Raw genomic sequence first — 26,431 nt, 5'->3', positions numbered from 1 at the left:
GTACGGTGGAGTAGGCGGCACAGATCTTGCGGAGCCGTGGGGAGAGAGGGCCTGGGCCATGGACCGTGGCACCGAGAGGGACGACGCGGTGACGGAGCACGCCGTGGCCGGCCGCGTCCCGCTGGCCGTCGTCGTGGTGAACCGCGAGGGTCTCGTCTCCCACTGGAGCTCCGGCGCACGCCGCCTGTTCGGCGCCGCCAAGGAGGAGGCGATCGGACGCCCGGCCGTCGATCTGCTGCCCGTCTCCGGAGCGCTGCCCGAGGAGGACGACGTCACGCCGTACGGCGCGTACGGGGCCTACGACGGTTTCGGTCACGATCTCGAAACCTCCCTCGACGGGCGGCTGTTCTACCCTGCCGCCGGCCGCGCCCGCCTCACCGTGTTCGAGCGTGACCGGGTCGACGTCCTGTGGTGGGCCTACCCGTTGGTGGGGCCCGGGCCGGAGCGGCTGCTGGTGCTCGGCGCCGATGTGGGCGCACTCCAGCAGGGCAGCGAGCCCGACGAGAACACCGGCTTCGAGCGCGTCGCACCCGGTTTCGCCCTGCACACCGACTTCCCCGGCGCCGAGGAACTCTCCCGCCGCCTCCCCGAGATCCTGCCCAGCATGAGCGTCGAGGAGGGCGCCCGCATCGTCGGGCAGATCCTCGAACTCGGCTATCCGGTCCTGGAGTTCAGCCAGAACGACCGGGTGCCCGTCACCCCCGACTGGGGCGTGCCCCGGCGCGTCGAGCGCAAGGCCCGCCGGGAGCGGGCCGCCCGCGCCGCCGCTGAAGGCCTGCCGTTACCGCAGGAGTACACCGACGAGGTCGAGGACCTCGAGTACACCGCCGTACGCGAACGCCTGGAGTTCCTCAACGAGGTCAGCGGCCGCATCGGCACCTCTCTCGACCTGGCCCGGACCATCACCGAGGTCAGCAAGGCCGTCGTGCCCCGCTTCACCGACGTCGCCGGCACCTACCTGCGCGAACAGGTCGTCGCCGGCGAGGGATTCCCCGAGGGCGTGCCGGACACGACCACCATGTGGCACCGGGTCGCCGTCGAGCACACCGACGAACCCGGCCGCTGGGACGACGTCGTACCGGTCGGCGAGGCCATGCCGTTCCCCGCGCACACGCCGTTCTTCCAGTGCATGACCAGCGGCGAGCCGGTCCTCGTGCCGCGCATCAGCGAGCAGATGGGCCATGCGATCGCCTCGCAGTTCGAGAAGCGCGACATCCGGCCGCTCATCACGGGCCGTTCGATGCTGGTGGTGCCCCTGAAGGCACGCAATGTCGTCCTCGGCTTCATGATCCTGCTGCGGCACCCGGAGCGCGTCGAGTTCAACGACATGGACCGGGTCACCGGCGCCGAACTCGCCGCCCGCGCGGGCCTCGTGCTGGACAACGCGCGCATGTACACCTACCAGGAGAGCGTCGCCGAGACCCTCCAGGACAGCATGCTGCCGCACATCCCGCCGCGCATGGCGGGCTGCGACATCGCCACCCGCTATCTGCCCGGCACCCTCCTCGGACGGGTCGGCGGCGACTGGTTCGACTCCGTGAAGCTGCCCGGCGCCCGCACCGCCCTGGTCGTCGGCGACGTCATGGGTCACGGCCTCAACTCGGCCGCCATGATGGGACAGTTGCGGACGGCCGTACAGACCATGGCCGCCCTCGATCTGCCGCCCGCCCAGCTGCTGCGCAACCTCGACGACCTCGCTCAGCGCCTCGGCGACACCCACCTCGCGACCTGCCTGTACGCCGTCTACGACCCGATCGCGAGCGAACTGCAGATCGCCAACGCCGGTCACATCCCGCCCGTCCTGGTCCGCGCGGAGGACGGGCGCAGCGAGCTGCTCGACCTGCCCACGGGTGCGCCGATCGGCGTCGGTGGTGTGCCCTTCGAGGCGGTACGTGTGCGCGTGGAGCCCGGCGACCGGATCGTGATGTGCACCGACGGGCTGGTCGAGGTGCGGGGCGAGGACATCGGTGTGGGCCTCGCGACCCTGTGCGAGTCCGCCGCCCACCCGGCCGCGTCCATGGACGACGCCTGCGACACGATCATCCGCGCCCTCAACACACGAGGCGGCCGCAAGGACGATGTCGCCCTGCTGATGGCCCGCCTCAACGGCATCGAGCCGGACGACGTCGCCGAGTGGCGCATCGACCTCGACCCGAGACAGGTCGGCCGGGCCCGCGCCGTCGTCCGTGAACAGCTGCACGAGTGGGGCCTGCCCCGCCTCGTGCACACCGCCGAACTGCTGGTCAGCGAGCTCGTCACCAACGCCGTACGGCACTCCCACAGCCGTTCCGTCGAACTGCGCCTCGTCCGCGGTGACACGCTGCTGTGCGAGGTGGACGACGACGATCACGACCTGCCGACCCTGCTCAACGCCGGACCGGGTGACGAGTCCGGGCGGGGGCTGCGTGTGGTGAGCACGCTCGCGCGCGCATGGGGCACGAGCCGTACGAGCGCCGGAAAGACCGTCTGGTTCGAACTCACGCTCCCGCGACGCTGATCATCTGTACTCCGAGGGGCGTACGACGGCGTACCGGTCTCGAATGCGGAGTGAAGGAATGCGCCACGCGCTTGTAGCCGTGACCAGGCCGCGATAAACCGTACTCGCCCGTCACTCGACGACGGGCCGGCGTCGCACCCTGGGGAGTTGGGCATGAGCGTGACCAGTCGATACCGGGAGGCCTGGGACGGCTTCTGGAGTGAAGCCCCCGACGAACAGGGGGCGGTGTTCTGGGACGCGGAGCCGGCCCTGACCGCCGGCCGTCACCTGCCCCTCTTCGAGGCGCACCTGGCCGATCCCGGCCTGCCGATGGTGGACCTCGGCTGCGGCAACGGCACTCAGACCCGTTTCCTCGCCGACCGCTTCCGGCGCGTCCTCGGTGCGGACCTGTCCGCCGCGGCCCTCGACCACGCCCGGCAGGCTGACCCCGCCGGGCAGGCGGCGTACCGGCTGTTCGACGCCGTGGAGAAGACCGAGGCCGAGACGCTGCACGCCGAACTCGGCGACGCCAACATCTACATGCGGGGCGTACTGCACCAGGCCGAGCCCGACGACCGGCAGCCCATGGTGAACGGCATCGCCACGCTGGTCGGCGAGCGCGGCCGGGCCTTCCTCGTCGAACTCTCCGAGTCCGCCAAGCCCGTCCTCATGGGCCTCGCCCAGAACCCGGCGGGTCCGCCGCCCAAGCTCGCGCCCATCTTCCGGCACGGCATCGCCCCGGGCGAGGTCGCCGACGACGCCGTGCCCGAGTATCTGCGCGCGGCCGGACTCACCGTCCTCGCGAGCGGCGAACTGCCGCTGGTCACCACCGAGTACGGGCCCGACGGCACGCGGATCGAGCTGCCGTCGACGTGGGTGGTGGCGGGCCGGACGGCCTGATGGTGCCGGCCCTCCGGCGCGTCCGTGCGCGCGCCGGAGGACGAACTCGCCGTATTTGCCGATCAGTTGACGGTACGGCCCCTGCGGTATGCCACCCACCCGGTGGCCAGCAGGGCGGCCGCGAGTGCGGCGACGGAAAGCACGGTCACGCCGGTGGAGGCGAGGCTGCCGCCCCCGGTGCCGGTGCCGCCGGATCCACCCGTGGTGGAGGCGGTGTCCGTGCCGCCGGTGGTTCCGCCCGTCGAGCCCGTGCCTGTGCCGGAGCTGCTGTTGCCGCCGGTGTCGTCGTCCGTGTCCACCGGATCCTGCCCGACGAAGCCGACCGGGACCTTGACGTCCTGGGAGCGGTCGCCGGAGAGGGTGTGGTCGCCCCGCGTGGCCAGGACGCACGTGGCCTTGAAGCAGTCGGTGTACTCGTCCTTGGCATCGACGGTCAGCTCGACCTCGAAGGTGCCGCCCTCGCCGTACGGGATCGCCAGGTCCTCGCCGTAGTCCGGCGGGTTGGAGGAGATCCACGCGGAGGAGTGCGAGCCGCCGGTCATGTCGACGCCGCCGATGCACGGCGTGGGCAGTTCGCCGTCGCCGTTGTCGACGCACAGGGCGACGTAGATGCCCTTCTTCGTGTGGTAGCCGGTGCCGGTGACCTTGAGGGTCTGGTTCTCGGTGGCGAGGTTGTTGACCGGGGTGACGGTGAGCTTCTGGCCGTTCGGGCCGGTGACGGTCTTGGTGCCGGACGGCTCGGACTCCTCGCCGTCGTCGCCCCCGTCATCGCTGCCCCCGTTGTTGCCGTCGCCGGGTTCGGTGACCGTGAGGGTGATCGGCGAAGTGCGGGTCGTGCCCGTCGAGTTGGTGAACTCGGCACGGTATCGGTAGCCGTCCTGGGCCGTCTTCGCGGTGAAGGAGTACGCGTTCTGCGTCGCGCCCTCGACCGCGGACCAGGTCTGGCCGCCGTCGGGGCTGACCTGCCAGCGCACGGTGGGCTCCGGGGAGCCCTCGGCGGCCGCGACGAAGGTGGCCTTGTCGCCGGGCGCGACGGACTGGTCGGTGGGGGACTGGACAACCTTGGGGGAGACGCGGCGGTCGAGCTTGACGACCTTGCTCTCGGCCTGGTCGGTGACGTAGACGGACGCGGCGCCCGGGGTGACGGCGACGCCCGCGTAGGCGCCGGCGCGGCTGCCGGGCAGGGCGACCGGCTCGGCCGCCTGCCGGGCCGTGGCGCTGTCGTAGACCTCCAGGGCGCCGACGTTGTCCGCGCCGTCCTGGGCGGTGCCCCAGTCCTCGCGCAGGACGAAGGCCTCGCCGGTGGACTTGACGAAGGCCATGGCCGTGGCCCGGTCCTTGCCGGTCAGCTCGGCCAGTTGCTTGCCGTCCTTGTCGAAGACGAGGACGTCGTACGAGCTGCCCACCCACACGTTGCCCGTCGTCGGGTCCGTCTCGACGAAGTAGACGGAGGCCGACGGGAGTTCGGCGGTGGCGGTCACCGTGAGGGAGCCGGTGTCGACGCGGTACAGCTTTCCGCCCGCGGGGTCCGCCGACCAGGCGGCGGCGCGCGTGGTGTCCACGCCGAGGATGCCGCCGCCTTCCAGGGTGGTGGTCTTCTCGACCGTTCCGGTGGCGGTCTCGACCTCGGACAGGACGGCGCCCTGGGCGACCAGCGTGGTGGACGCGTCGGTGCCGGGACCGACGCCGGTGACCGTGCCGCCGGTCAGCCACACGCCCTGCGCGGCCGTGTCGCCGTCCTTCGCGGTGCCTATGCCCCGCAGCGGATAGTGGAAGACGACGCCGTCGCCGGCCAGCGGGGCGGCGAGCCGGCGGACCACGCGGGCCGCGAGCGCGCCGGTGGCGCCGGGGGCCTGCTGGACGTGGCCGAGGAGCTTGCCGTCCTTCGGGTCGAGGGCGTACAGGCCCTGCTCGGCGACGTCCGCGGTGTCGGGGATGTTGTCCGAACCGACGTACAGCTTCCCGGAGTCGGGGTGCAGCAGCAGGTCCAGCGGGCGGCCCGCGGTGGTGAACTCGGCGGCCTGCGCGTAGCTGACGGTGCCCGGCGGCACGTCCACGCCGTCGCCGCCGCCGTCCCCGTCGCCGGGGTCCTGGCCCTCGAAGGTGACCGGGATACGCACGTCCTGGGAGCGGTCGCCGGGGTTGCGGTGGTCGACGCGGGTGACGACCGAGCAGGTGACCTTGGTGCAGTCCAGGCTGCTGTCCTTGCCCTTGACGGCGATCCCGACGTCGAAGGTGCCGCCCTGGCCCCAGTGCACGGCGAGGTCGCCCGCGTACTCGTCGCCCTCGGGAACGATCCACTGGGAGGAGCTGCCGGTACCGTTCTGGTCGGCGCCGCCGAGGCACGGGGTGGGGACGCGGTTGTCGCCGTTGTCCTTGCACAGGGCGACGTAGATGGCCTTGGTCGCGTCGTAGCCGGAGCCGGTGATGCGGAGCGTCTCGCCGGCAGGGTCGAGGCCCGCGGAGGCGGAGACTGTGAGCTTCTGGCCGTCCTTGCCGAGCGCCGTCTTCGGTGTGTCGGAGGCCTGCGCGGCCGTACCGACGGCCAGGAAGGCGGCCACGGAGGCGGCCACGAGCGCGGCGGCGCTCAGGAGCGCCGCCGGTCGTGTGTGCTGCATGGGGGTCCCTTCGGTCACTGGAAGGTGATCGGGACGTGGACGTCGTACTTGCGGTCCTCGCTGTCGAAGTGGTCCGCGCGTGTCACCACGGCGCACTCGACGTCCTGGCCGCAGACGCTGCCGTCGTCGAGCGTGGCCTCGACGTAGATCTGCACGCTGAAGGTGCCGCCCGTGCCGAACTTGGAGCTGTTGGCGAACATGCCGCCGAAGGTGTTGTTGACCCAGTGCGAGGCACCGGTGGAGCCGTTCTCGTCCTGCCCGCCCAGACACGGGGTGGGCTTGTTGGCGCCCTGCGCCCCGTCGACCACGCACAGGCTGACGTAGATGCCCTGGCCGGTGTTGTAGCCGGAGCCGGAGACCGTGATGACCTGGCCCGCGGCGGCGGCCGTGCCGGGCGAGGTCAGCGACAGGTTGTACGTCGTGCCGCCGTCGGTGACCGTGCGGGTCGAGGTGGCGGCGGAGGCCGAGGTGGCCAGGCCCAGGGTCAGCGCGGCGGAGGCGGCTACGGCGAGAGTGGCGCGGGCGGCAACAGGACGGGCGGAGGGAACGGATCTCATGGTGAGCTGGTCACCTTTCTCGGTGCGGGTGCCTCGGTGTTGACCGAGACACCCATCGCGGTTAGGTAAGGCAAACCTAAGTACTAGTTCCGTTTGTTTGTCAACGGACGGCAAAGAGTCCCAATGCTCTTAAGTCGTAAGGGAGTTGGGCATGCCTCACGCCGAAGTCCACGACGGCCCTGCGTTCCCCGGTCACCGCCGAGAGCTCGACGGTGTGCGCGCCCTCGGTGGCCGTCGCGTACACCGGGAACGTCCGGGAGACCCGCCCCGCCTCGTCGGCCACCGCCTGGTACCGGGTGTCCCCGTCGATCGCGACGAGGACGACCTCGCCGGGCTCGAACCCCGTGCCGGTGACGGTCTGTTCGCCGCCCGCTGTCAGCTCCTCGACCGCCACGGCTGCGGCGGGGGCCGACTGTTTCGGCTCCTGCGGGGCGGTGGTGGCCGGCAACGGTGTCGGCGCCTCGGCGGGCGGTTGCGATCCGGTGGGGTCGGGTGGGGTCGTGCTCCCGGTCCCGACCGTCACATCGAGCAGGCCCAGCCCGTCGCCCTCGGCGAACGGCTCCCCGCTCCACTCCGCCAGCAGCCGCGCGCCCTCGTCCGTGAGCGACGCCCGCAGGCCGGTCCACGTCACCCCTCCTGCCCGTACGGCAGGACCGGCGCCGCTCGCGGCGACATCCGCCAATGTCACCTCGCGTGCTTGGCCGTCGGCGACCGTACGGGCGTAGAGCGCACCGCCGTTACCGTTACCGTCACCGTCGCCCAGGCGCAGCCGCAGAGCGCTCAGCGTCAACGGCTGTACCGGGTCGGCGGACGGAACGAAGCGGGCCGCGCCGCCCAACTCGACGTCCACGGCGCCGGTTTCGGGGTCCGCGCTGCCGCCCGTGGCCGGGAGCCAGGTGCGGTCCGTGGATCCCCGTACGGCGGGCTCGGTGACGTCGATCGACATGCCGTGGTCGGTCGGCTCCGAGCCGGTCGTCGTCCAGCTCGCGTATCCGCCGGACACCGGGCGCGGGGACGCCTGCGAGTCCTGGGCCGCCTGTGCGGCCGCCGACCCCGCGCCCGGGTACAGCAGCGCGAGCAGGGCGCCGCCTGTCACGGCGGCGGCGCCGGGTCTTTTCGCCATCTTCAAGTCTCCCTGCCGAATGTGAAGTTGAGCCGAGTGCGCGTCAGCCGGCGCTCGACGTGCGGCGCCTGCGTGCCCAGAGCCAGGTTCCGGCGCCGGCTGCGACCAGGGCCGCCGCGGTCGCGCCGGCCGTCAGGGCCACGGAACCGGTACGGGCGAGCGGGCCGTCGGAGGTCTTGTCGTCGCCGTCGCTCGAAGCGCCCGTGTCACCACCGCCGGTCGTCCCCGCGCCGGCCGTAGGGGTCGGAGTCGCCGTGGCGCCATCACCGCTCGCCGTGCTCCCGCCGTTGCCGCCGAAGGTCACCGGGATCCGTACGGTCTGGCTCTGGTCGCCGCCCCGGGTGTGGTCGTTGCGGGTGATGACGGCGCATTTCACGCCGGACTCGGTGCAGTCGGTGTTCGAGTCCTTGGCGCGCACCTTGAGCTGCACGCTGAACGAGCCCTTGTGGCCGCTGCCTGTGTACGGCTTCGCCAACCCCTCGCCGTACGAGGGCGGGTCGGAGGAGATCCACGCGGACGCCCCGGACTCGCCGGACATGTCCACTCCGCCCACGCAGGGTGTGGGGGTCTTTCCGGCGCCGTTGTCCACGCAGAAGGCGACGTAGATGCCCTTCTCGGTGTTGTAGCCGGTGCCGGACACGGTCACGGTCTCGCCCGCCCGGTTGAGGCCGGAGGACTTGGAGACCGCGAGTTTCTGGCCCTCCGGGCCCGTCGCGGAGGCGCCCGCCGCGGCTGCCGGGGTGGCGGCCGGAAGCACCAGGAGGACGGCGGCGGCCGAGGCCGCCATCACGGTCGTACGGGCAACTCGCCTGCCACGCAGGCCACATGGCGATTTCACGTCGCACCCCCACCAGGAGTTAATAAGGTAAACCTAACCTAAGCTATTGATCAACTGGGTGCGATACGAGAGACCGGAGGGCCGAGCGATGCGAATGACCGGAAGACCCCACCTGTGGGCCGGAAGACCCCACCGGTTGTCCGGAACGGCCCACCCCGGGCCCCGGCGCCGCCGGGTCCTCGCGCCCCTCGCTCTGGCGCTCGCGCTGCTGACGGGTGCCTGCGGCGGCGGGGGCGGCGGCTCCTCGGCGCCGGACGCGTCGCCCGCCTCCGCGGGCGAACGTGCCGCCGCTGCCGAGAAACAGCTCGCGAAGAACACCCTCGTCCCCCTCGAAGGCGAGTCGCCGGCCCCGAAGTTGCCGGTCACCGTCGACTCCTCCGACGGGCGCGAGGTGACGGTGAAGGATGCCTCGCGCATCCTGCCGCTCAACGGGGGTGTCGCGGAGATCGTGTTCACGCTGGGCCTCGGGGACCGTGTCGTCGGCCGCGACATCACCGCCACCTTCGCGGAGGCGAAGAAGCTCCCGCAGGTCACCAAGGCGCACGACGTGAGCGCGGAGAGCGTGCTCTCGCTGCGGCCGACGGTCGTGCTGGCCGACACCGACACCGGCCCCGGCGAGGCCCTCGACCAGATTCGCGACGCCGGTGTCCCCGTCGTCGTGCTGGAGCCGGCCAGCGAACTCGCCGACGTCACCACGCGCACCACCCGTATCGCCGAGGCGCTCGGCGTCCCCGACGCGGGCAAGGCCCTCAACCGGCGGATGAGCGACGAACTCACCGCGGCCCGCGCCGCCGTGCCCGAGGGCAGCAAGCCCAAGGTCGCCTTCCTGTACATGCGCGGCAGCGCGGCCGTCTATCTGATCGGCGGCAAGGGTTCGGGTGCCGACTCGCTGATCGAGGCCGCCGGGGCGGTGGACGCGGGCAAGGAGGCCGGGCTGGACAAGCCGTTCACGCCGATCACCAGCGAGGCCCTGGTGCGGGCGCAGCCGGACGTGATCCTGATGATGACCAAGGGGCTGGAGTCGGTCGGCGGCATCGACGGGCTGGTCGACATTCCCGGGATCGGTCAGACGCCGGCGGGGATGAACCGGCGGGTCGTGGACATGGAGGACGGCGTGCTGCTGGGGTACGGGCCTCGGACGCCGTTGGTGATCGACATCCTGGTCGACCGGATTCATCGGGCGTGAGTTTCGCGGCGACGTCGACCTCTTCAGGACTCCGGGTCGACCACGCCGGGGCGTTCCGACCAGAACGCGGGAGCCGCCAGCCGCCAGATGGTCATGAGGATGACGCCCGTGGCGGTGATGCCGATGCCGATGACGAGCGGGGGGCCGAGCCCGAACCACGAGTCGCCGCTGTAGGAGTTGGCGGGGTCGGACATGTCGATGACCGATTCCGCCAACAGCCAGGTCAGCAGCCCGGCGCCGACGAGCGGGCCGAGGCCGATGAGGACGAAGTGGTGGAGGCTTCTGGTCAGTTGGCGGCGGTAGTAGACGGCGCAGGCGACACCGGTGAGCGCGTAGTAGAACGCGATCAGCAGCGAGAGCGCGGTGAGTGAGTCGAACAGCGCGTTGGCGCTGATCTCGTTGACGACGAGATACCAGGCGATGGCGATGGCCGCGACCCACCAGGTGCTCACGTCGGGTGTGCGGAATCGCGGATGGATACGGGCGAAATACGCGGGCAGCGCATGACGGCGCGCCATGGACAGCGCCGTGCGTGACGCCGGGATGATCGTGGTCTGGGTCGACGCCAGCGCGGACGTCGAGACCGCGAGCAGGACCACCCAGTCCCAGCCGCCCATCACCTCGTCGGCGAGCAGCGCGAAGACGAACTCCTCCTCCGCCGCGTTCTCGGCCAGGAAGGCCGTACCCGCGTAGGCGACCACCGCGAAACCCACCGCGACATAGGTGACCAGCAGAACGACCGTCGACCACACGGCCGCCCTGCCGGGCGCGGTGGCGGAGTCCTCGACCTCCTCGGTGAGATTGACGGCCGACTCCCAGCCCCAGTAGATGAACACGCCCAGCAGCAGGGCCCCGGTCAGGTCCGCCCCTCCGGCTCCGAAGGGGTCCAGCCAGCTGAGCGGCGGTTCGACGGAGTCGAGCGTGCCGGTTTCGGCGTAGACGCGGTACAGCGCCACCACGGCGAAGGCGAGCAGGCAGACGACCTGGGCGAGGATCAGGACGTTCTGGACCTTGGCCGACACCTCGGTGCCGATGACGCAGACGGCCGTCATCACCAGGATGACCAGCACCGTGAGCAGCCGGCGTACGGCTTCGTCGTCCGCCCAGCTGTCGAGGCCGAAGGCGAGCAGGGCAAAGGTCGCGGCGACGTCCGCCAGCGACCCGACGACCAGAACCCCCGTCATCGTGATCGCCCAGCCGCCGAGCCAGCCGGCCCACGGCCCCATGGCCCGGGTGACCCAGGAGAAGGTGGTGCCGCAGTCCTGGTCGGCCTTGTTGAGGTAGTAGAAGGCCGACGCGATCAGCAGCATCGGCACGAACGACGCGAGCATCACCCCGGGGGCGTAGATCCCCACCAGCGCCACGACCGGGCCGATGACCGCCGCAACCGAGTACGCCGGGGAGGTGGAGTTGAGTCCGATGACAAGCGCGTCGACGAACCCGATGGCATCGGGCTTCAAGCCGGCGGACGGCGACGGTCCCGTGTCCGCGATGTCGTCGGCCATGTTCCTTCACTCCCTGGTGTGCGTGCATCCATACAACAGGGGGCGAAGGGACATTCAGGTCATTGAGCGCACCAGGGCCGCACCCGTCCAGGGCGGCAGCGAGATCGCCGGCGTTCATCCGCTTCATGGCGGGTTCCCCCCTCGGCGCGTAACGTGACGGAGCATGAAGATCCTCATCAGCGCCGACATGGAGGGCGCCACCGGCGTGACCTGGCCGGCCGACGTGCTGCCGGGGACGCCGCAGTGGGAGCGGTGCCGGGGGATGTTCACCTCGGACGTCAATGCGGCGGTGCTGGGGTTCTTCGAGGGTGGTGCCGACGAGGTCGTCATCAATGAGGCCCACTGGACCATGCGCAACCTGCTGCTCGAACGGCTCGACGAGCGCGCGGAGATGCTCACCGGCCGGCACAAGACGCTGTCCATGGTCGAGGGCGTGCAGCACGGCGACGTGGACGGCATCGCCTTCGTCGGCTACCACGCGGGCGCCGGTATGGAGGGTGTCCTCGCGCACACCTACCTCGCCAACTCCATCACAGGGGTGTGGCTGAACGACGTACGAGCGAGCGAGGGGCTGCTGAACGCGCACGTCGCCGCCGAGTACGGCGTGCCCGTCGTGCTCGTCACCGGCGACGACGTGGCCTGCGAGGACGCGCTCGGATACGCGCCCGAGGCGCTGAAGGTCGCCGTCAAGGATCACGTCTCGCGGTATGCCGCCGTGTGTCGTACGCCTGCCAGGACCGCCGCCGACATCCGGGCCGCCGCCAAGGAGGCGGCCGCGCTGGCGGTCCGTCAGGCGCCGGTGAGCGGCGGCCCCTTCACCGTCGCCGTCGAGTTCGACGCCGAGCATCTCGCCATGGCCGCCACCGTCGTCCCCGGTGTCGAACGTATCGGCGAGCGAAAGGTGGCGTACACCAGCGAGCGCATGTACGAGGGAATCCGTACCTTCAAGGCAGTGACCACGATCGCCTCGGCCGCGGTGGAGGAGCAGTATGGCTGATCAGCAGGCGCTGGACGAGGTCGTGACGTTCACCTCCGACCTCATCCGCATCGACACGACCAACCGGGGCGGCGGCGACTGCCAGGAGCGCCCCGCAGCCGAGTACGCCGCCGCGCGGCTCGCCGAGGCGGGCCTGGAGACCAGCCTGCTGGAGCGCACCCGGGGCCGTACGAACGTCGTCGCCCGCATCGAGGGCACCGACCCGTCGGCGGACGCGCTGCTCGTGCACGGTCATCTCGACGTGGTGCCCGCGCAGGCCGCCGAGTGGAGCGTGCATCCCTTCTCCGGGGAGATCCGGGACGGGGTGGTCTGGGGCCGGGGCGCGGTCGACATGAAGAACATGGACGCGATGATCCTGGCCGTGGTGCGGGCCTGGGCCCGGGAGGGCGTACGGCCCCGGCGGGACGTCGTGATCGCGTTCACCGCCGACGAGGAGGCGAGTGCCGAGGACGGCTCCGGATTCCTCGCCGACCGGCACGCCGCACTCTTCGAGGGCTGCACCGAGGGCATCAGCGAGGCCGGCGCGTTCACCGTCCACGACGGCAGCGGGCGGCAGATCTATCCGATCGCGGCGGGGGAGCGCGGCACCGGCTGGGTCAGGCTCACGGCCCGCGGGCGGGCCGCGCACGGCTCCAGGCCCAACCGGGCGAACGCGGTGACCCGCCTCGCCGCGGCCGTCACCCGCATCGGCGCCCACGAGTGGCCGCTGCGGCTGACGCCGACGGTCCGCGCCGCCCTCACCGAACTCGCCGCGCTGTACGGCCTGGAGGCCGACCTGGACGACGTGGACGGCCTGCTGGAGAAGCTCGGCCCGGTGGCCAGGCTCGTCGAGGCCACCGTCCGCAACAGCGCCAACCCGACCATGCTGGAGGCGGGTTACAAGGTCAATGTAATTCCGGGGGAGGCCATCGCCTACGTCGACGGCCGGTATCTGCCCGGCGTGGAGGACGAGTTCCGGGCCACCCTCGACGAGCTCACCGGGCCCGACGTGGAGTGGGAGTTCCACCACCATGAGGTGGCCCTCCAGTCGCCGGTGGACTCGCCTACGTACGCCAAGATGCGCGCCGCCGTCGAGGAGTTCGCGCCCGAGGGGCATGTGGTGCCGTACTGCATGCCCGGCGGCACGGACGCCAAGCAGTTCTCGCGGCTCGGCATCACCGGCTACGGTTTCTCCCCGCTGAGGCTGCCGGAGGGCTACGACTACGGGGCCATGTTCCACGGCGTCGACGAGCGGGTGCCGGTCGAGGCGCTGCATTTCGGCGTCCGTGTACTCGACCGATTTCTCCGGACGGCCTAGGGGAGTTGAGGCAGACAGTGCGGACGCTGGCGTACGGTTCCTGGCCCTCGCCCATCGACGCGGCCCTCGCCGCCACGCACGACGGGCACCCCGAGTATGTGGGCTTCGTCGGCGACGAGGCGTGGTGGACCGAGCCGCGGCCCACCGAGGGCGGGCGGCGCACGCTGGTGCGGCGGCGGAATGAGGAGGCGGGGCGCGAAGCGCCTCCTTGGAAGGGCGGTGGTGGGAGACGGGCGGGCGGCCGGGAGGAGTCCGTGCTGCCCGCTCCGTGGAACGTGCGCAGCCGGGTCGTCGAGTACGGCGGACAGCCGTGGGCCGGCGCGGTGGTCGACGGCCGGCCGCTCGTCGTCTTCGTCAACTTCGCCGACCAGCGGCTCTACCGGTACGAGGAGGGCGGCGAGCCGCGTCCGATCACTCCGGTGTCGCCGGTGGGCGGTGGACTGCGCTGGGCGGAGCCGCAGTTGCGGCTGGAGCTCGGTGAAGTGTGGTGCGTGCTGGAGGAGTTCACGGGGGACGGACCTACCGATGTGCGGCGCGTCCTTGCCGCCGTGCCGCTGGACGGCTCTGCGGCAGGGGACCGGGACGCCGTACGTGAACTCACCGACGACCGGCACCGGTTCGTCACCGGACCGCGGATCTCGCCCGACGGGCGGCGCGCGGCATGGCTCGTCTGGGACCATCCGCGGATGCCGTGGGACGGCACGGAGCTGCTGGTCGCCGACGTCGGCGCCGACGGCACGCTCGGCGGCCCGCGGACCGTCGCCGGCGGGCCGGAGGAGTCCATCGCGCAGGTCGACTGGTCGCAGGACGGACGGCTGCTGTACGCGAGCGACCGCAGCGGCTGGTGGAACCTCTACCGCGACGGCGAACCCCTGTGCCCGCGCGAGGAGGAGTTCGGCGGGCCGCTGTGGAAGCCGGGCCTGCGCTGGTTCGCCCCGCTGGCGGACGGGCTCGTCGCCGTCGTGCACGGACGCGGGTCGACCGCCCTCGGGGTACTGGACCCCGAGACCGGTGAGATCGTCGACGCGGCGGGCCCCTGGACGGAGTTCGAGCCCACACTCGCGGTGTACGGCGAGCGGGTGGTCGCCGTCGGCGCCAGCCCGCGCAGCGCGCACGAGGTGGTCGAACTCGACACCTGTACGGGACGGACCAGGGTCATCGGCGCCGAACACGACGACGCCGTCGACCCCGCCTACTACCCCGAACCGCAGATCCGCACCTTCACCGGCCCCGCCGGACACGACATCCACGCGCACATCTACCCGCCCCACAACCCCGGTTGTGTGGCCCCCGGTGACACACCGCCGCCGTACGTCGTCTGGGCGCACGGCGGGCCGACCGGCCGGGCGCCCCTCGTGCTCGACCTGGCCATCGCCTACTTCACCTCGCGCGGCATCGGCGTCGCCGAGGTCAACTACGGCGGCTCCACCGGGTACGGCCGGGCGTACCGCAACCGGCTGCGCGAGCAGTGGGGCGTGGTCGACGTCGAGGACTGCGCGGCCGTCGCGCTCGCCCTCGCCGACGAGGGCACCGCCGACCGCGACCGGCTCGCCATCCGCGGCGGCAGCGCGGGCGGCTGGACCGCGGCCGCGTCGCTCACCACGACCGACGTCTACGCCTGCGGCACGATCCTCTACCCCATCCTCGACCTGGCCGGCTGGGGCGACGGGGAGACCCACGACCTCGAGTCGCGGTACCTGGAGACCCTGGTCGGACCTCCCCCACCCTCCGGGCGGGGGGACCCCCATCTCGCTTCGCTCGCCGAGGTGCCGGCACGCTACGCGGAACGGTCGCCCGCCGCGCACGCCGACCGTCTCACCGTGCCCTTCCTGCTGCTGCAGGGCCTGGACGACGTCATCTGCCCGCCCACCCAGTGCGAGCGGTTCCTGGCCCGCCTGGAGGGGCGCCGGGTGCCGCACGCCTACATCGCCTTCGAAGGGGAGGGCCACGGCTTCCGGCGGGCGGAGACGATGATCCGCGTCCTGGAGGCGGAACTCTCGCTGTACGCCCAGGTCTTCGGGCTGAATCCGCCCGGGATCCCGACCCTGGAGCTCGCCAAGTGAAGGCGCCCATACGGCCACTTGTACGGCCGTCCCGGCTCGCCCCCGGCGCCCGCGTGGCCGTCGTCGCCCCCAGCGGGCCCGTGCCCGAGGAGCGGCTGCAGGCCGGGCTCGACGTGCTGCGGGGCTGGGATCTCGACCCGGTGGTGGCGCCCCATGTGCTGGACCGGCACGGCGAGTTCGGCTATCTGGCGGGTACGGACGCCGACCGGGCCGCCGATCTGCAGACCGCGTGGTGTGATCCGTCCGTGGACGCGGTGCTGTGCGCCCGGGGCGGTTACGGAGTGCAGCGGATGATCGACCTGCTCGACTGGGACGCGATGCGCGCGGCCGGTCCCAAGGTGTTCGTCGGCTTCAGCGACATCACCGTGCTGCACGAGGCGTTCGCCACCCGGCTGGGTCTGGCCACGCTCTACGGGCCGATGGCCGCGGGCATCGACTTCATCAAGAACACGCGGGCGCAGGAGCATCTGAAGGCCACGCTGTTCGCACCGGAGTCGGTGCGCACGCTCACCTCCACCGGCTCCGCGCTGGTCCCCGGCCGGGCGCGAGGTGTCACGCTCGGCGGCTGTCTCTGCCTGCTCGCCGCCGAGGCGGGCACCCCGCAGGCCAGGACCTCCGCACGCGGCGGACTGCTGTGCCTGGAGGACGTGGGCGAGGAGACGTACCGGCTCGACCGCTATGTCACCCAACTCCTGCGCGCCGGCCTGTTCGAGGGCGTGCGGGGCGTGCTGCTCGGGTCGTGGCAGGAGTGTGAGCCGTACGCGCGGGTGCGTGCGCTGCTCTTGGATCGATTGGGTGGCCTCGGTGTCCCCATTGTGGAGGAGTTCGGGTTCGGGCACTGTGAAGGTGCGCTGACCATCCCCTTCGGTGTGAGCGCCGAACTCGACGCCGATGCAGGGACCTTGACCCTCGACGAGCCCGCCCTCGCCTGACCCCACCTTCACTGAATTTCCGTCAAGAAACCTCCGTCACGGCGATTGACCTCGCCTGACACGTGTCACACCATGACAACCAGCCAGTACTTACTGGTCGGTAAGCAGGGCTGTCCTCAGTGTGGATCCTCAGTGTGGAGGTCTCCGTGTCCCGTCGTGTGCCCAGATTTCGAACCCCACTCGCTCTCGTCCTCGGCGCCACGCTCACCGCACCCCTCGCGCTCACCGCTCCGGCCGCCGCCGCGACCGGCCAGTTCACCGTCACCGCCCTGAAGTTCACCGTCCAGGCAGGCGGCCGCACGTGCACGGTCGACGCCGACCTGTACCGGCCCGCGGGCGTGGACCGTGCCCACCGGGCACCCGCCGTCCTCGCCACCAACGGCTTCGGCGGCAGCAAGTCCGACGGCTCGACCGACGCCGTCGGCAAGGCCTTCGCTCAGCGCGGGTACGTCGCACTCGTCTACTCGGGGCTCGGCTTCGGCAGGTCCGGCTGCCTCATCTCGCTCGACGACCCCACCATCGACGGCGTCGCCGCCTCCCGGCTGGTCGACTTCCTGGGCGGCAGGCGCGCCGCCGACGACGGCACGAAGGCCGACTTCGTCACCCTCGACGGCCCCGGCGACCCGCGCATCGGCATGGTGGGCGGCTCCTACGGCGGGGCCATCCAGCTGGCCACGGCCGCAGTCGACCAGCGCCTCGACGCCCTGGTCCCGATGATCACCTGGAACGACCTGGCGTACTCCCTCGACCCGAACAACGCCATAGGCAGCGGCAGCGTGCCCGGCGCCTTCAAATGGCAGTGGGCCAACGGCTTCTATCTCATCGGCGAGGGCCAGCCCCTGCTGGAGCCGAACCTCGACCCCTCCCGCATCAACTCCCTCGCCTGCCTGCACTTCGTCACCAAGGCCTGCGACACCGTCCGCACCCTCAACTCCGGCCGCTACCCGGCGAAGCAGACCGCCGAGCTGCTCGCCTACGCACGCAGCGTCTCCCCGGTGTCGTACCTGAACCGCGTCAAGGCACCCACCCTCCTCGTCCAGGGCCAGGCCGACAGCCTCTTCAACCTCAACGAGGCGACGGCGACGTACAAGACGCTCAAGGGCCAGGGGACACTGACGAAGATGATCTGGCAGTCCTGGGGCCACAGTGGCGGCATCACCGACCCGGCCGCCGGTGAACTCAACCTCGGCCAGGGCAACTTGGAGACCAGTTACGTCGGCCGCCGCATCCTCGCCTGGTTCGACCGCTACCTGGGGAAGAAGAACGTCGACACGGGCCCCGCCTTCGCCTACTACCGCGACTGGATCACCGACCCCAACGGCGCCTACGCCACCGCCGACCACCTCCCCGCCCCGAGCCGGACGCTCTACCTCTCCGGCGACGGCAAACTCGTGGACAACCGCAGCAAAGTGGCGCGCGGCAGCCGTACGTACACCAACTGGCTCGTCTCCACGAGCCATTCGGAGAGCTCGCTGTACGGGATCCTCGGGCTGCCGGACCCGGCGCCGTACGACACCCCCGGCACCTACCTCGGCTGGACCAGCGAGCCGCTCACGCGCACCACCGACGTGGTGGGCGCACCCCGGGCCACGCTGAAGGTCGTCTCCCCGAAGGCCGAGCGGACCCAGCGCTCCGAGGACGCCGCCGACAAGCTCGTCCTGTTCGCCAAGCTGTACGACGTCGCCCCCGACGGGAGCCGGACGCTGGTGCACCGGCTGGTCGCGCCGGTGCGGGTGCCGGACGTCACGAAGAGCTTCACCGTGACCCTGCCGGGGATCGTGCACCGGTACGAGAAGGGGCACCGGCTGCGGTTCGTGATCGCTGCGAGTGACGACGCGTACTTCGGAAACCGGGGGATCAAGCCGGTGACCGTGGTCAGCGCGCCCGGGGACACGGGGGTGCTCCAGCTGCCGGTGATCGACTGAGCGACCCGGGAGGACCGCTCACCGTGCGTGATCGCTCCTTTCGGAGCATCCTTTTCCTATGACCGCGAAGACGTCGGAGAACGGCGGGAAGGCCGGTGGGCTGCGCAGGGGCCTGGGCGGCGCGTACTTCATGGGCCGGCGCCGCTAGCGGGTCGTAGGCTGGCCGAATGCCCCATCTCGTGTCCCGTTATCTCGCCGAAGGCCCCCGTGCAGGCATACGCCACTTCACCTACGAGGACGCCGGCGAGTTCACCGCGCGTGCCCGGGAGAGCAAGGAACTGCATCAGCCCTGGCTCTTCCCGCCGGACAGCGCCGCGGCGTACGCCGCCTACGCCGGGCGGCTGATCGAGGATCCGACCAAGGCGGGGTTCCTGGTCTGCGAGAAGGACGACGACGGGGGCATCGCCGGGTTCATCAACATCAACAACATCGTCGCCGGCGCCTTCCAGAGCGGGGCCCTCGGCTACGGCGCCTTCGCCCACGCGGCCGGGCGGGGCCTGATGCGGGAGGGCCTGGACCTGGTCGTGGGCCACGCCTTCGGGCCGATGCGGCTGCACCGGCTGGAGATCAACGTCCAGCCCGCCAACACCGCCTCGATCGCCCTCGCCCGCGCCTGCGGCTTCCGCCTGGAGGGGTTCTCGCCGAGCATGCTCTTCATCGACGGGGCCTGGCGGGACCATCAGCGGTGGGCCGTCACCGCCGAGATGCGGGCTTGAAGTTGATCTTCATCGTGTCGAGGTCGGTGACCGTCGACTTCAGATCGCCGAAGCCGTAGCCCAGCTCCCTGAGCGTGGTCTCGGCGCGGTCCTCCGCGATCGCGCCGGCCATCTCCTCGCCGTCCGCCGCGTCCGAGACCACCACGTACCGCATCGAGAAGTGCTTGAGCGGTGACGGTTCATAGGAGAGCGAGCCCCCCTCGGTGAACCGCATGCTGGTCAGACCGTGCTCGGCGGCCTCGGCGAGCAGCCGCGCCCGGGCCTCGTCGGTGAGCCCTTCCCAGGTGCCGCGGACGATCACCCGGTAGGTGTGCTGCTCACTCATGTTCCGTCCACCCGCTTCCACCCGCTCCTGTGTTCGGCGCTTGTGTATTGCCGTTGAGGGCCGACTCTACGTCGGCGAGGATGAACCGCATGCGGAATTTCGTCGTGTTCGACGCCCCCTCCAACCTGGGTCTGCGCCCGCCCGCGCCCGGTACCGTGCCCGGCTGTTACAAGCTCGCCGGCGCCCTGCGTGAGCAGCGGATCGTGCAGCGGCTGCGGGCGCTGGAGGGCGGGGTGGTGGTGCCGCCGCGGTACGACCGGGGGGACTGGCGAGAGGGCGACGGTGTCTTCAACGCGGCCGCCATCGCCGCCTACACCGGCAAGCTCGCCGACCGCATCGAGCGCCATGTGCGCGCCGGGGACTTCCCCGTCGTTCTGGGCGGCGACTGCTCCATCAACCTCGGGGCCGCCCTCGCGCTGCGTCGCATCGGCCGGTACGGGCTGGCCGTCCTGGACGCCTCGCCCGACTTCCGGCATCCGGGCAACTCCGACCACGTCGGCGCGGCGGGCGGCGAGGAGGTCGCCCTGGCCACCGGGCGGGGCCAGGAGGACCTGACGGACCTGGAGGGCCTCAAGCCCTACCTACGGGACGAGGACGTGCGGTACTTCGGCATCCGCGACTGCTTCGAGGAGGAGCGGGCCGAGCTCGCCGATCTGAAGATTCCCGTGGTGACCGTCGGGGACCTGCGGGAATGGGGCGCGGAGGCGCTGGCGTCGGTCACCAGGCAGGCCTTCGAGATCCCGCAACTGGACGGCTTCTGGGTGCACCTGGACGCAGACGTCCTCGACCCGTCCGTCATGCCCGCCGTCGACAGCCCCGACCCGGACGGCCTCACGCCCGACGAACTCGTCGCGCTGCTGAGGCCGTTGCTCGGCTCGGCGCACTGCGTCGGGCTCAACATCACCATCTACGACCCCGATCTGGACCCGGAGGGCACGGCCGGGGCGCTGCTCACCGACATCGTCGTGGCGGCGTTCGATCAGCCCTGACGGTCCGCGTACTCGTAGATCGCCCCGTCCGGATGCATGGCGATCAGATTGCGTCCCACCGGCGTCGGGACCGGACCCGCGATGATGTGCGCGCCCAACTCGCCGAGCACCCGGTGGGCCTCGTCGACGTCCTTGACGGCGATCGTCGCCGCGACCTTGCGCAGCACCTCCAGCTCGGCCTCCGGCCCGCTCATCAGCAGGAAGCAGCCGACCGCGGCCACCTGCACGCCGCCGCGTTCGAAACGGAGGGCTGTGCCGCCCGCGAGGCGTTCGTAGAAGGGGACCGCGGTCTCCAGGTCGTCGACGCAGACGCGCAGCGTGGCTCCCAGAATGTCCATGCGACGAGCCTAGTTGGGACCGGCCGGGGAGGGAGATCGTTTCACGCGATCCCCTCACTCCGGCCGCGGTTGCTCGGGTAGGCCGCTTGCGGGGGGCGGGAGGGGGGAGCCGGAAGGACGGCGGGCTCACGTGCCGGTGCGGGGCGTGACGGAGCGCGTTATGCGTACGGGAGTACGGGTACTCGGCGGCCATGAACCGCTTGGATCACCTTGAGCACCTGGACAAGCAACTGGTCGACGAGCTGGCGCAGGTGGCGCGGGAGACCGTGCGTGACGAACTGCGTGAGCAGACGCGCAGGCAGCGCCGCCGGGCCATGCTGTACGCGGGCTCCGGCGCCGTCGCCCTGTACGCGGGCGCGGCCCTCGCGCTCGCCCTGGGGCTGGGCCTCGCCACCGGGCTGCCGGACTGGGCCGCCGCGCTGATCACCGCGGTGATCCTCGGCGCGGTGGCGTATGTGCTGCGCGGCGCGGCCCGCCCGTCGGCGTCCCGGCCGACGCCGGAGCGCGAGGCAGAGTTGGCCGCCGCCCACGGACGCACCGTCGGCGGCACGGCACCGGTCGCCCCGCCGGGTGGCCTCGGCCTGCCGTACCCGCCGATGCCGGCCGGCCCGCCCGGGACGGGAGTACCCGGCGCGGTGACACCGGACATGCCCGATGCACGGCCGCCGCATCCGGACGACATCGACCCCGAGCAGCCGCACCACCGGGCGTGATGTGCAGTGCGCAGGCCATGGGAGGTCGCCCTGCCGGGGCGCGGCAGGACCGTCGTGGTCACGGGCGCCAGCGGCGGCGTCGGCCGGGCCGCGGCCCTCGCCTTCGCCGCGCGGGGCGACCGGGTCGCCCTGCTCGCGCGGGGGCGCGAGGGCCTCGCCGGGGCGGCGGACGAGGTGCAGCGGGCCGGTGGTGAGGCCCTGGTCGTGAGCGTGGACATGGCCGACGCGAAGGCCGTCGACGACGCGGCGCAGAAGGTCGTCGACGAGTTCGGACACATCGACGTCTGGGTCAACAACGCCTTCGCCGGCATCTACGCGCCGTTCACCGAGGTCACCCCGGACGAGTTCCGGCGGGTGACCGAAGTGACGTACCTGGGCTATGTGTTCGGCACCCGGGCCGCCCTGCACCACATGCTGCCGCGCGACCGGGGCACGATCGTGCAGGTCGGGTCCGCGCTCGCCTACCGGGGCATTCCGCTGCAGTCGGCGTACTGCGGCGCCAAGCACGCCATCCAGGGCTTCAACGAATCGCTGCGGTGCGAGCTGCTGCGCGACGGCAGCCGGGTGCGTACGACGATGGTGCAGCTGCCGGCGCTCAACACCCCCCAGTTCGACTGGGTGCTGAACCGGCTCCCGGGGCGGGCCCGGCCGGTGGTGCCGGTGTACCAGCCCGAGATCGCCGCACGGGCCATCGTGCATGCGGCCGGGCACGGTCGGCGGCGGGAGTACTGGGTGGGGGGCTCCACGGTGGCGACGCTGGTGGCCAACGCGGTCGTTCCCGGGCTGCTGGACCGGTATCTGGCTCGGACCGGTTTCGAGGCGCAGCAGGACGAGGCACAGCAGGACGAGGGAGAGCAGCTGGGGCCGGGGAACCTGTGGACGCCGACGGACGGGGCGCGGGGTCGGGACTTCGGGGCGCATGGGCGTTTCGACGAGGAAGCAGTGGACGGCAGCCCGCAGGAGTGGCTGTCGCGCAACCGCGGGCGGATGGGGGCGGGCGTGCTGGTCGGCGGGTTGGGCGCCGCGATGACCGCCGGACTGCGCCGATGGGGGTCCCCCGCGCGCCGGCGAAGCCGAGTGCTTGGGCTGCCTGGTCGCCATGGCGGCGGAACTGACCTGATGCGCGGCGGAATTGATGTGGGGAGGTCGCGGAGGGATTGATGTGCGGAGGGCACGGAGGGGATGAGCTGCCGCTGCCCGGCCGTGCGGACTGGGCCGAGCCGCTGGTGGAGGTCGGGTGCCCGCGCGCTGGAGCGGACACGGGAGCACACTGGCACTGTAGCGAGAGCAGGCGGTGGTCGGGGCCGACTCTCACGCCACCCGGTACTCCTGTACCTCCTCCGCCCTCAGCGTCAGCCCGTGGCCGATGCCCTGTGTCGGGGTCACCGTGCCGCCCGTCGGGTCCAGGGCGCCGTCGAAGAACATGTCCTCGATGCGGACGTGGTCGTGGAACCACTCCATGTGGCGGAGGTTGGGGATCGCGGCGCACGTGGCGGCGTGGGCGTGCGGTGCGCAGTGGGCCGAGACCTGCAGGCCGTGGGCCTGGGCCAGGCCGGCGGCGCGGAGGAACTCGGTCAGGCCGCCGCAGCGGGTCGCGTCGATCTGGAGGCAGTCGACCGCGCCCGCGGCGATCATGCGGGCGAAGTACGGGAGGTCGTAGCCGTATTCGCCGGCCGTGACGTCGCACGGCAAGGCGTCGCGGACCAGGCGCAGGCCGGTCAGGTCGTCCGAGGACACCGGCTCCTCGAACCAGCCGACGCCGTGCTCGGCGAGGGCCTGGCCGACGCGGACCGCCTGCTTACGGGTGTAGGCGCCGTTGGCGTCGACGTACAACTCGGCCTCGGGGCCGATCACCTGGCGGGCGGCTTCGACCCGGGAGATGTCGCGCAGGACCGCGCGGCCCCAGTCCTCGCCGATCTTGATCTTCACGCGTGGGATGTGCTGGCCGTGCACCCAGCCGTTCAACTGCGCGGCCATGGGGGCACCTCCCACGCCTTTAAGGCAGTGGGGGAGTGTGTCGTGGTACGTCGTGAAGCCTCCGCTGCCGTAGACCGGGACGCGTTCCCGGCAGATGCCCAGCAGCCGGGCCAGGGGCAGTTCGAGGAGACGGGCCTTGAGGTCCCACAGGGCGATGTCCAGTGCCGAGATCGCGCAGGCGGCGACGCCCGGGCGGCCCGCGTTGCGGATCGCGCGGGACATCGCCTCGTGCGCGGCCGGGATGTCCAGGGCGCTTCGTCCCTCGACGAGGGGTGCGAGGTGGTCGCGCAGGAAGTCGCCGACGGCCGCCGGGCCGTACGTCCAGCCGGTGCCGGTCGCGTCGCCCGCCGTCACCTCGGCGATCACCACGGTCGTGGAGTTCCAGGCCAGCGTCCCGTCCGCCTCGGGGGCGTCGGTGGGCACCGTGTAGACGGAGACGACAGGGAGGTGGAGTTTCATCGCGTGGGCCCGTCCCTCGTCACTGCTGCAGCTGCGGCAGCACCTTCGTACGGTAGAAGTCGAAGAAGCCGCGCTGGTCGGGGCCTATCTGGCTGACGTAGACCCGGTCGAAGCCCGCGTCGGCGAAGGCGTTCAGCTCGGACACGTGCTCGTCGACGTCGTCCCCGCACACCGTGTTCTCGCTCACCATCTGCTCGGTGACCAGCGGTTCCAGCTGCTCGAAATGGCGCGGCGAGGGCAGGATCTGGGCCATCTCGCCGGGCAGCAGCTGGTTGGACCACAGCCGCCGTACGGTCCGTACGGCCTCGTCGCGGTCGGTGCCGTAGCAGACCTTCGTACCGCCCATGACGGGCTTGCCGCGCCCGCCGCTTTTGCGGAACCGGGTCACCAGTTCCTCGTCCGGCATCATCGTGATGAAGCCGTCGCCGACCCGGGCCGCGAGCGACGTCGCCGCCGGGCCGAAGCCGGAGATGTCGATCTGGACCGGCTCGTCGGGGACCGTGTAGAGGCGGGCGTTCTCCACCCGGTATTGGCTGCCGTAATGGCTGATCTCCTCGCCGGTGAACAGCCGGCGCATGATCAGGACGGCCTCCTCCAGCATCTCCAGGCGGACGCTCGCGGACGGCCACACATGGCCGAGGATGTGCTCGTTGAGGGCCTCGCCGGAGCCGATGCCGAGCCGGAAGCGGCCGTTGGTCATGACCGCGGAGGTCGCCGCCGCCTGCGCCACCACCGCCGGGTGGATCCGCACGGTCGGGCAGGTCACGGCCGTCTCGATCGGCAGCGACACCGCCTCCGAGATCGCGCCGATCACCGACCACACGAACGGGCTCTCGCCCTGAGCGTCGTTCCACGGGTGGTAGTGGTCCGAGATCCACAGCGACTGGAATCCGGCCTGTTCCGCCATCCTCGCCTGCTCGACGAGTTCGGCGGGACGGAACTCCTCGCACGCCAGGAAGTAGCCGTACTCGGGCATGGGGACACCTCCGGGACTGCCGCGTCGAGTCAGCGGCGGGGACGGGTCGCCGTTCGGGTACCCGGCGGCCCGGCGGGAAACCGGGCAGGCCGGGTCGGCCCGCCGGAAACCGGCGCTGCCCGGGGGCGACGTTTGGGGGCCTTGGCCAGGGGGACGCGGAAGGCTCCCGAGGTACGCGAACAGCCCCGGAGGCCAACCGTGAGTCGACCCCGCACAGTGATCGTCGGCGCCGGATTCGCCGGGTACCGGGCGGCCCGCACCCTGTCCCGGCTCACCCGGCACAAAGCCGACATCACCCTGCTGAACCCGACCGACTACTTCCTGTATCTGCCCCTGCTGCCACAGGTCGCCGCCGGCATCCTGGAACCGCGCCGGGTGACCGTCTCGCTCTCCGGCACCCTGCCCCATGTACGGCTCGTACTGGGCGAGGCCGACGCCATCGACCTCGACGGGCACACCGTGCACTACACCGGCCCCGAGGGCGACGGCGGCACACTGGCCTTCGACCGGCTGATCTTCGCCGCGGGCAGCGTCAACAAACTGCTGCCCATCCCCGGCGTCGCCGAGCACGCGCACGGCTTCCGCGGTCTGCCCGAGGCGCTGTACCTGCGGGACCACGTGACCCGGCAGGTGGAGCTGGCGGCCGCCGCCGACGACCCCGAGAACTGCTCGGCGCGGTGCACCTTCGTGGTGGTGGGCGCCGGATACACCGGTACGGAGGTCGCCGCGCAGGGCAAGCTGTTCACCGACTCCCAGGTGCGCAAACACCCCCTGCGGGCAGGCATACGGCCGCGCTGGCTGCTGCTCGACATCGCCGAACGCGTCCTGCCCGAGCTGGACGAGCGGCTGTCGCGCACCGCCGACCGGGTGCTGCGGCAGCGGGGCGTGGAGGTGCGGATGGGCACCTCCGTGAAGGAGGCCACGCACGACGGGGTCCTGCTGACCGACGGCGAGTTCCTCGACACCCGCACGCTGGTGTGGTGCGTCGGCGTACGGCCCGATCCGCTCGCCGAGTCCCTGGGGCTGCCCCTGGAGCGGGGCCGCCTCCTCGTCGACCCGCACCTCCAGGTGCCGGGCCGGCCCGAGCTGTTCGCCGCCGGGGACGGGGCCGCCGTGCCCGACCTGGAGAAGCCCGGCGAGTACACGCCGCCGACCGCCCAGCACGCCTGGCGGCAGGGCAAGGCCGTGGCCCACAACGTCGCCGCGTCCCTCGGCATCGGCGAGCGGCGCGCCTACCGCCACCGCGACATGGGCTTCGTCGTGGACCTCGGCGGCGTCAAGGCGGCCGCCAACCCGCTCGGCGTCCATCTGTCCGGCGTGGCGGCGGGCGCGGTCACCCGCGGCTACCACCTCGCCGCGATGCCCGGCAACCGCATCCGCGTCGCCGCCGACTGGCTCCTGGACGCCGTACTGCCGCGCCAGGCCGTGCAGTTGGGCCTCGTACGGGCATGGTCGGTACCGCTGGACACCGCGTCACCGGAGGTGGCTCGGGTGCCGGGGCGGGGGGAGAAGGAGGGGGAG

At 71.7% G+C, this 26,431-nt stretch carries 22 protein-coding genes; 13 read left to right on the top strand and 9 right to left on the bottom strand.

Translation table 11 applies throughout. The features are described 5' to 3' along the window. Nucleotides 1-58: 58 nt before the first annotated feature. Nucleotides 59-2,497: an ATP-binding SpoIIE family protein phosphatase gene (locus ADL12_RS35910; protein ID WP_062710408.1), complete on the top strand. Its 2,439-nt coding sequence runs from the start codon at nucleotides 59-61 to the stop codon at nucleotides 2,495-2,497. Between the two features lie 153 nt (nucleotides 2,498-2,650). Beyond that, nucleotides 2,651-3,376 carry a class I SAM-dependent methyltransferase gene (locus ADL12_RS35905; protein WP_062710405.1) on the top strand — a complete coding sequence of 242 codons (726 nt, stop codon included), beginning with the start codon at nucleotides 2,651-2,653 and terminating at the stop codon, nucleotides 3,374-3,376. A 62-nt stretch (nucleotides 3,377-3,438) separates the two neighbouring features. Here the strand turns inward: ADL12_RS35905 and ADL12_RS35900 are convergent, their stop codons facing one another. The 4 genes from ADL12_RS35900 to ADL12_RS35885 all read right to left on the bottom strand — a co-directional run bounded on the left by ADL12_RS35900 (nucleotide 3,439) and on the right by ADL12_RS35885 (nucleotide 8,461). Further along, on the bottom strand, nucleotides 3,439-5,994 hold the full coding sequence (locus ADL12_RS35900) for an immunoglobulin domain-containing protein (RefSeq protein WP_062710403.1): 2,556 nt from the start codon (nucleotides 5,992-5,994) through the stop codon (nucleotides 3,439-3,441). A gap of 14 nt (nucleotides 5,995-6,008) precedes the next feature. Beyond that, the gene (locus ADL12_RS35895) at nucleotides 6,009-6,551 is read right to left on the bottom strand and encodes a hypothetical protein (protein ID WP_062710401.1); all 543 of its coding nucleotides are present in this window, start codon (nucleotides 6,549-6,551) and stop codon (nucleotides 6,009-6,011) included. Between the two features lie 100 nt (nucleotides 6,552-6,651). Next, complete coding sequence (locus ADL12_RS35890; RefSeq protein WP_062710397.1) at nucleotides 6,652-7,674, bottom strand: HtaA domain-containing protein; 1,023 nt, start codon at nucleotides 7,672-7,674, stop codon at nucleotides 6,652-6,654. Nucleotides 7,675-7,717: 43 nt separating this feature from the next. Next, nucleotides 7,718-8,461: a hypothetical protein gene (locus tag ADL12_RS35885; protein WP_062710393.1), complete on the bottom strand. Its 744-nt coding sequence runs from the start codon at nucleotides 8,459-8,461 to the stop codon at nucleotides 7,718-7,720. A 145-nt stretch (nucleotides 8,462-8,606) separates the two neighbouring features. On the opposite strand from ADL12_RS35885, the gene ADL12_RS35880 reads away from it, so the two are divergent. After that, complete coding sequence (locus tag ADL12_RS35880; protein WP_062710391.1) at nucleotides 8,607-9,698, top strand: heme/hemin ABC transporter substrate-binding protein; 1,092 nt, start codon at nucleotides 8,607-8,609, stop codon at nucleotides 9,696-9,698. 23 nt (nucleotides 9,699-9,721) lie between these two features. Here ADL12_RS35880 and ADL12_RS35875 read toward each other — a convergent pair whose 3' ends face one another. Next, nucleotides 9,722-11,203, bottom strand: coding sequence for an APC family permease (locus ADL12_RS35875; protein WP_062710388.1), 1,482 nt, complete (start codon nucleotides 11,201-11,203; stop codon nucleotides 9,722-9,724). A 163-nt stretch (nucleotides 11,204-11,366) separates the two neighbouring features. Here ADL12_RS35875 and ADL12_RS35870 point away from each other — a divergent pair, with 163 nt between their 5' ends. The 6 genes from ADL12_RS35870 to ADL12_RS35845 all read left to right on the top strand — a co-directional run bounded on the left by ADL12_RS35870 (nucleotide 11,367) and on the right by ADL12_RS35845 (nucleotide 19,133). Beyond that, nucleotides 11,367-12,200: a M55 family metallopeptidase gene (locus tag ADL12_RS35870; RefSeq protein WP_062710385.1), complete on the top strand. Its 834-nt coding sequence runs from the start codon at nucleotides 11,367-11,369 to the stop codon at nucleotides 12,198-12,200. After that, on the top strand, nucleotides 12,193-13,497 hold the full coding sequence (locus tag ADL12_RS35865; protein WP_062710382.1) for a M20/M25/M40 family metallo-hydrolase: 1,305 nt from the start codon (nucleotides 12,193-12,195) through the stop codon (nucleotides 13,495-13,497). The genes ADL12_RS35870 and ADL12_RS35865 overlap by 8 nt, the downstream gene beginning before the upstream one ends. 5 nt (nucleotides 13,498-13,502) lie before the next feature. Continuing rightward, nucleotides 13,503-15,560, top strand: coding sequence for a S9 family peptidase (locus ADL12_RS35860; protein WP_062710381.1), 2,058 nt, complete (start codon nucleotides 13,503-13,505; stop codon nucleotides 15,558-15,560). Nucleotides 15,561-15,568: 8 nt separating this feature from the next. Continuing rightward, a complete protein-coding gene (locus tag ADL12_RS35855; RefSeq protein WP_107120111.1) occupies nucleotides 15,569-16,492 on the top strand; it encodes a S66 peptidase family protein in 924 nt (307 codons plus the stop codon). Between the two features lie 146 nt (nucleotides 16,493-16,638). Beyond that, nucleotides 16,639-18,417 (top strand): CocE/NonD family hydrolase, encoded by a 1,779-nt coding sequence (locus ADL12_RS35850; protein WP_208614683.1) that lies wholly within the window; start codon nucleotides 16,639-16,641, stop codon nucleotides 18,415-18,417. Nucleotides 18,418-18,584: 167 nt separating this feature from the next. Further along, nucleotides 18,585-19,133 carry a GNAT family N-acetyltransferase gene (locus ADL12_RS35845; RefSeq protein ID WP_062710375.1) on the top strand — a complete coding sequence of 183 codons (549 nt, stop codon included), beginning with the start codon at nucleotides 18,585-18,587 and terminating at the stop codon, nucleotides 19,131-19,133. Here the strand turns inward: ADL12_RS35845 and ADL12_RS35840 are convergent. After that, the gene (locus tag ADL12_RS35840; RefSeq protein ID WP_062710372.1) at nucleotides 19,111-19,458 is read right to left on the bottom strand and encodes a DUF6204 family protein; all 348 of its coding nucleotides are present in this window, start codon (nucleotides 19,456-19,458) and stop codon (nucleotides 19,111-19,113) included. The two genes, ADL12_RS35845 and ADL12_RS35840, sit on opposite strands and share 23 nt — an antisense overlap. A gap of 89 nt (nucleotides 19,459-19,547) precedes the next feature. Here ADL12_RS35840 and ADL12_RS35835 point away from each other — a divergent pair, with 89 nt between their 5' ends. Continuing rightward, entirely contained in the window at nucleotides 19,548-20,447 is a 900-nt protein-coding gene (locus ADL12_RS35835; RefSeq protein WP_062710466.1) for an arginase family protein, read from the top strand. Here ADL12_RS35835 and ADL12_RS35830 read toward each other — a convergent pair. Beyond that, nucleotides 20,438-20,785 carry a VOC family protein gene (locus ADL12_RS35830; RefSeq protein ID WP_062710370.1) on the bottom strand — a complete coding sequence of 116 codons (348 nt, stop codon included), beginning with the start codon at nucleotides 20,783-20,785 and terminating at the stop codon, nucleotides 20,438-20,440. The two genes, ADL12_RS35835 and ADL12_RS35830, sit on opposite strands and share 10 nt — an antisense overlap. A gap of 191 nt (nucleotides 20,786-20,976) precedes the next feature. Here ADL12_RS35830 and ADL12_RS35825 point away from each other — a divergent pair, with 191 nt between their 5' ends. Then, nucleotides 20,977-21,498, top strand: a complete 522-nt coding sequence (locus tag ADL12_RS35825) for a phage holin family protein (RefSeq protein WP_062710367.1) — start codon at nucleotides 20,977-20,979, stop codon at nucleotides 21,496-21,498. A gap of 6 nt (nucleotides 21,499-21,504) precedes the next feature. Next, entirely contained in the window at nucleotides 21,505-22,659 is a 1,155-nt protein-coding gene (locus tag ADL12_RS35820) for an SDR family oxidoreductase (protein WP_244188165.1), read from the top strand. A 150-nt stretch (nucleotides 22,660-22,809) separates the two neighbouring features. On the opposite strand, the gene ADL12_RS35815 is transcribed toward ADL12_RS35820, so the two are convergent. Together ADL12_RS35815 and ADL12_RS35810 are read right to left on the bottom strand one after the other, a co-directional pair. Beyond that, a complete protein-coding gene (locus ADL12_RS35815; protein WP_062710365.1) occupies nucleotides 22,810-23,934 on the bottom strand; it encodes an enolase C-terminal domain-like protein in 1,125 nt (374 codons plus the stop codon). Between the two features lie 19 nt (nucleotides 23,935-23,953). Further along, nucleotides 23,954-24,910, bottom strand: a complete 957-nt coding sequence (locus ADL12_RS35810; RefSeq protein WP_062710362.1) for an LLM class F420-dependent oxidoreductase — start codon at nucleotides 24,908-24,910, stop codon at nucleotides 23,954-23,956. 198 nt (nucleotides 24,911-25,108) lie between these two features. Between ADL12_RS35810 and ADL12_RS35805 the strand changes: the two genes are divergently transcribed. Beyond that, nucleotides 25,109-26,431: NAD(P)/FAD-dependent oxidoreductase (locus ADL12_RS35805; protein WP_159053386.1), on the top strand; the 1,323-nt coding region annotated here is incomplete at its 3' end.

Source organism: Streptomyces regalis (assembly GCF_001509475.1).
GTDB classification, from domain to species: Bacteria; Actinomycetota; Actinomycetes; order Streptomycetales; family Streptomycetaceae; genus Streptomyces; species Streptomyces regalis.
The sequence above is the reverse complement of the archived record's forward strand: the minus strand, read 5'-3'. Positions and strand labels throughout refer to the sequence as shown.

What these genes read in the sequence shown, in the direction of transcription:
- ADL12_RS35880 (WP_062710391.1), top strand. Translation starts at nt 8,607, where the DNA reads ATGACCGGAAGACCCCACCTGTGGGCCGGAAGACCCCACCGGTTGTCC.
- ADL12_RS35910 (WP_062710408.1), top strand. Translation starts at nt 59, where the DNA reads ATGGACCGTGGCACCGAGAGGGACGACGCGGTGACGGAGCACGCCGTG.
- ADL12_RS35845 (WP_062710375.1), top strand. Translation starts at nt 18,585, where the DNA reads ATGCCCCATCTCGTGTCCCGTTATCTCGCCGAAGGCCCCCGTGCAGGC.
- ADL12_RS35810 (WP_062710362.1), bottom strand. Translation starts at nt 24,910, where the DNA reads ATGCCCGAGTACGGCTACTTCCTGGCGTGCGAGGAGTTCCGTCCCGCC.
- ADL12_RS35875 (WP_062710388.1), bottom strand. Translation starts at nt 11,203, where the DNA reads ATGGCCGACGACATCGCGGACACGGGACCGTCGCCGTCCGCCGGCTTG.
- ADL12_RS35840 (WP_062710372.1), bottom strand. Translation starts at nt 19,458, where the DNA reads ATGAGTGAGCAGCACACCTACCGGGTGATCGTCCGCGGCACCTGGGAA.
- ADL12_RS35885 (WP_062710393.1), bottom strand. Translation starts at nt 8,461, where the DNA reads ATGGCGGCCTCGGCCGCCGCCGTCCTCCTGGTGCTTCCGGCCGCCACC.
- ADL12_RS35825 (WP_062710367.1), top strand. Translation starts at nt 20,977, where the DNA reads ATGAACCGCTTGGATCACCTTGAGCACCTGGACAAGCAACTGGTCGAC.
- ADL12_RS35895 (WP_062710401.1), bottom strand. Translation starts at nt 6,551, where the DNA reads ATGAGATCCGTTCCCTCCGCCCGTCCTGTTGCCGCCCGCGCCACTCTC.
- ADL12_RS35830 (WP_062710370.1), bottom strand. Translation starts at nt 20,785, where the DNA reads ATGGACATTCTGGGAGCCACGCTGCGCGTCTGCGTCGACGACCTGGAG.
- ADL12_RS35870 (WP_062710385.1), top strand. Translation starts at nt 11,367, where the DNA reads ATGAAGATCCTCATCAGCGCCGACATGGAGGGCGCCACCGGCGTGACC.
- ADL12_RS35815 (WP_062710365.1), bottom strand. Translation starts at nt 23,934, where the DNA reads ATGAAACTCCACCTCCCTGTCGTCTCCGTCTACACGGTGCCCACCGAC.
- ADL12_RS35900 (WP_062710403.1), bottom strand. Translation starts at nt 5,994, where the DNA reads ATGCAGCACACACGACCGGCGGCGCTCCTGAGCGCCGCCGCGCTCGTG.
- ADL12_RS35865 (WP_062710382.1), top strand. Translation starts at nt 12,193, where the DNA reads ATGGCTGATCAGCAGGCGCTGGACGAGGTCGTGACGTTCACCTCCGAC.
- ADL12_RS35905 (WP_062710405.1), top strand. Translation starts at nt 2,651, where the DNA reads ATGAGCGTGACCAGTCGATACCGGGAGGCCTGGGACGGCTTCTGGAGT.
- ADL12_RS35890 (WP_062710397.1), bottom strand. Translation starts at nt 7,674, where the DNA reads ATGGCGAAAAGACCCGGCGCCGCCGCCGTGACAGGCGGCGCCCTGCTC.
- ADL12_RS35835 (WP_062710466.1), top strand. Translation starts at nt 19,548, where the DNA reads ATGCGGAATTTCGTCGTGTTCGACGCCCCCTCCAACCTGGGTCTGCGC.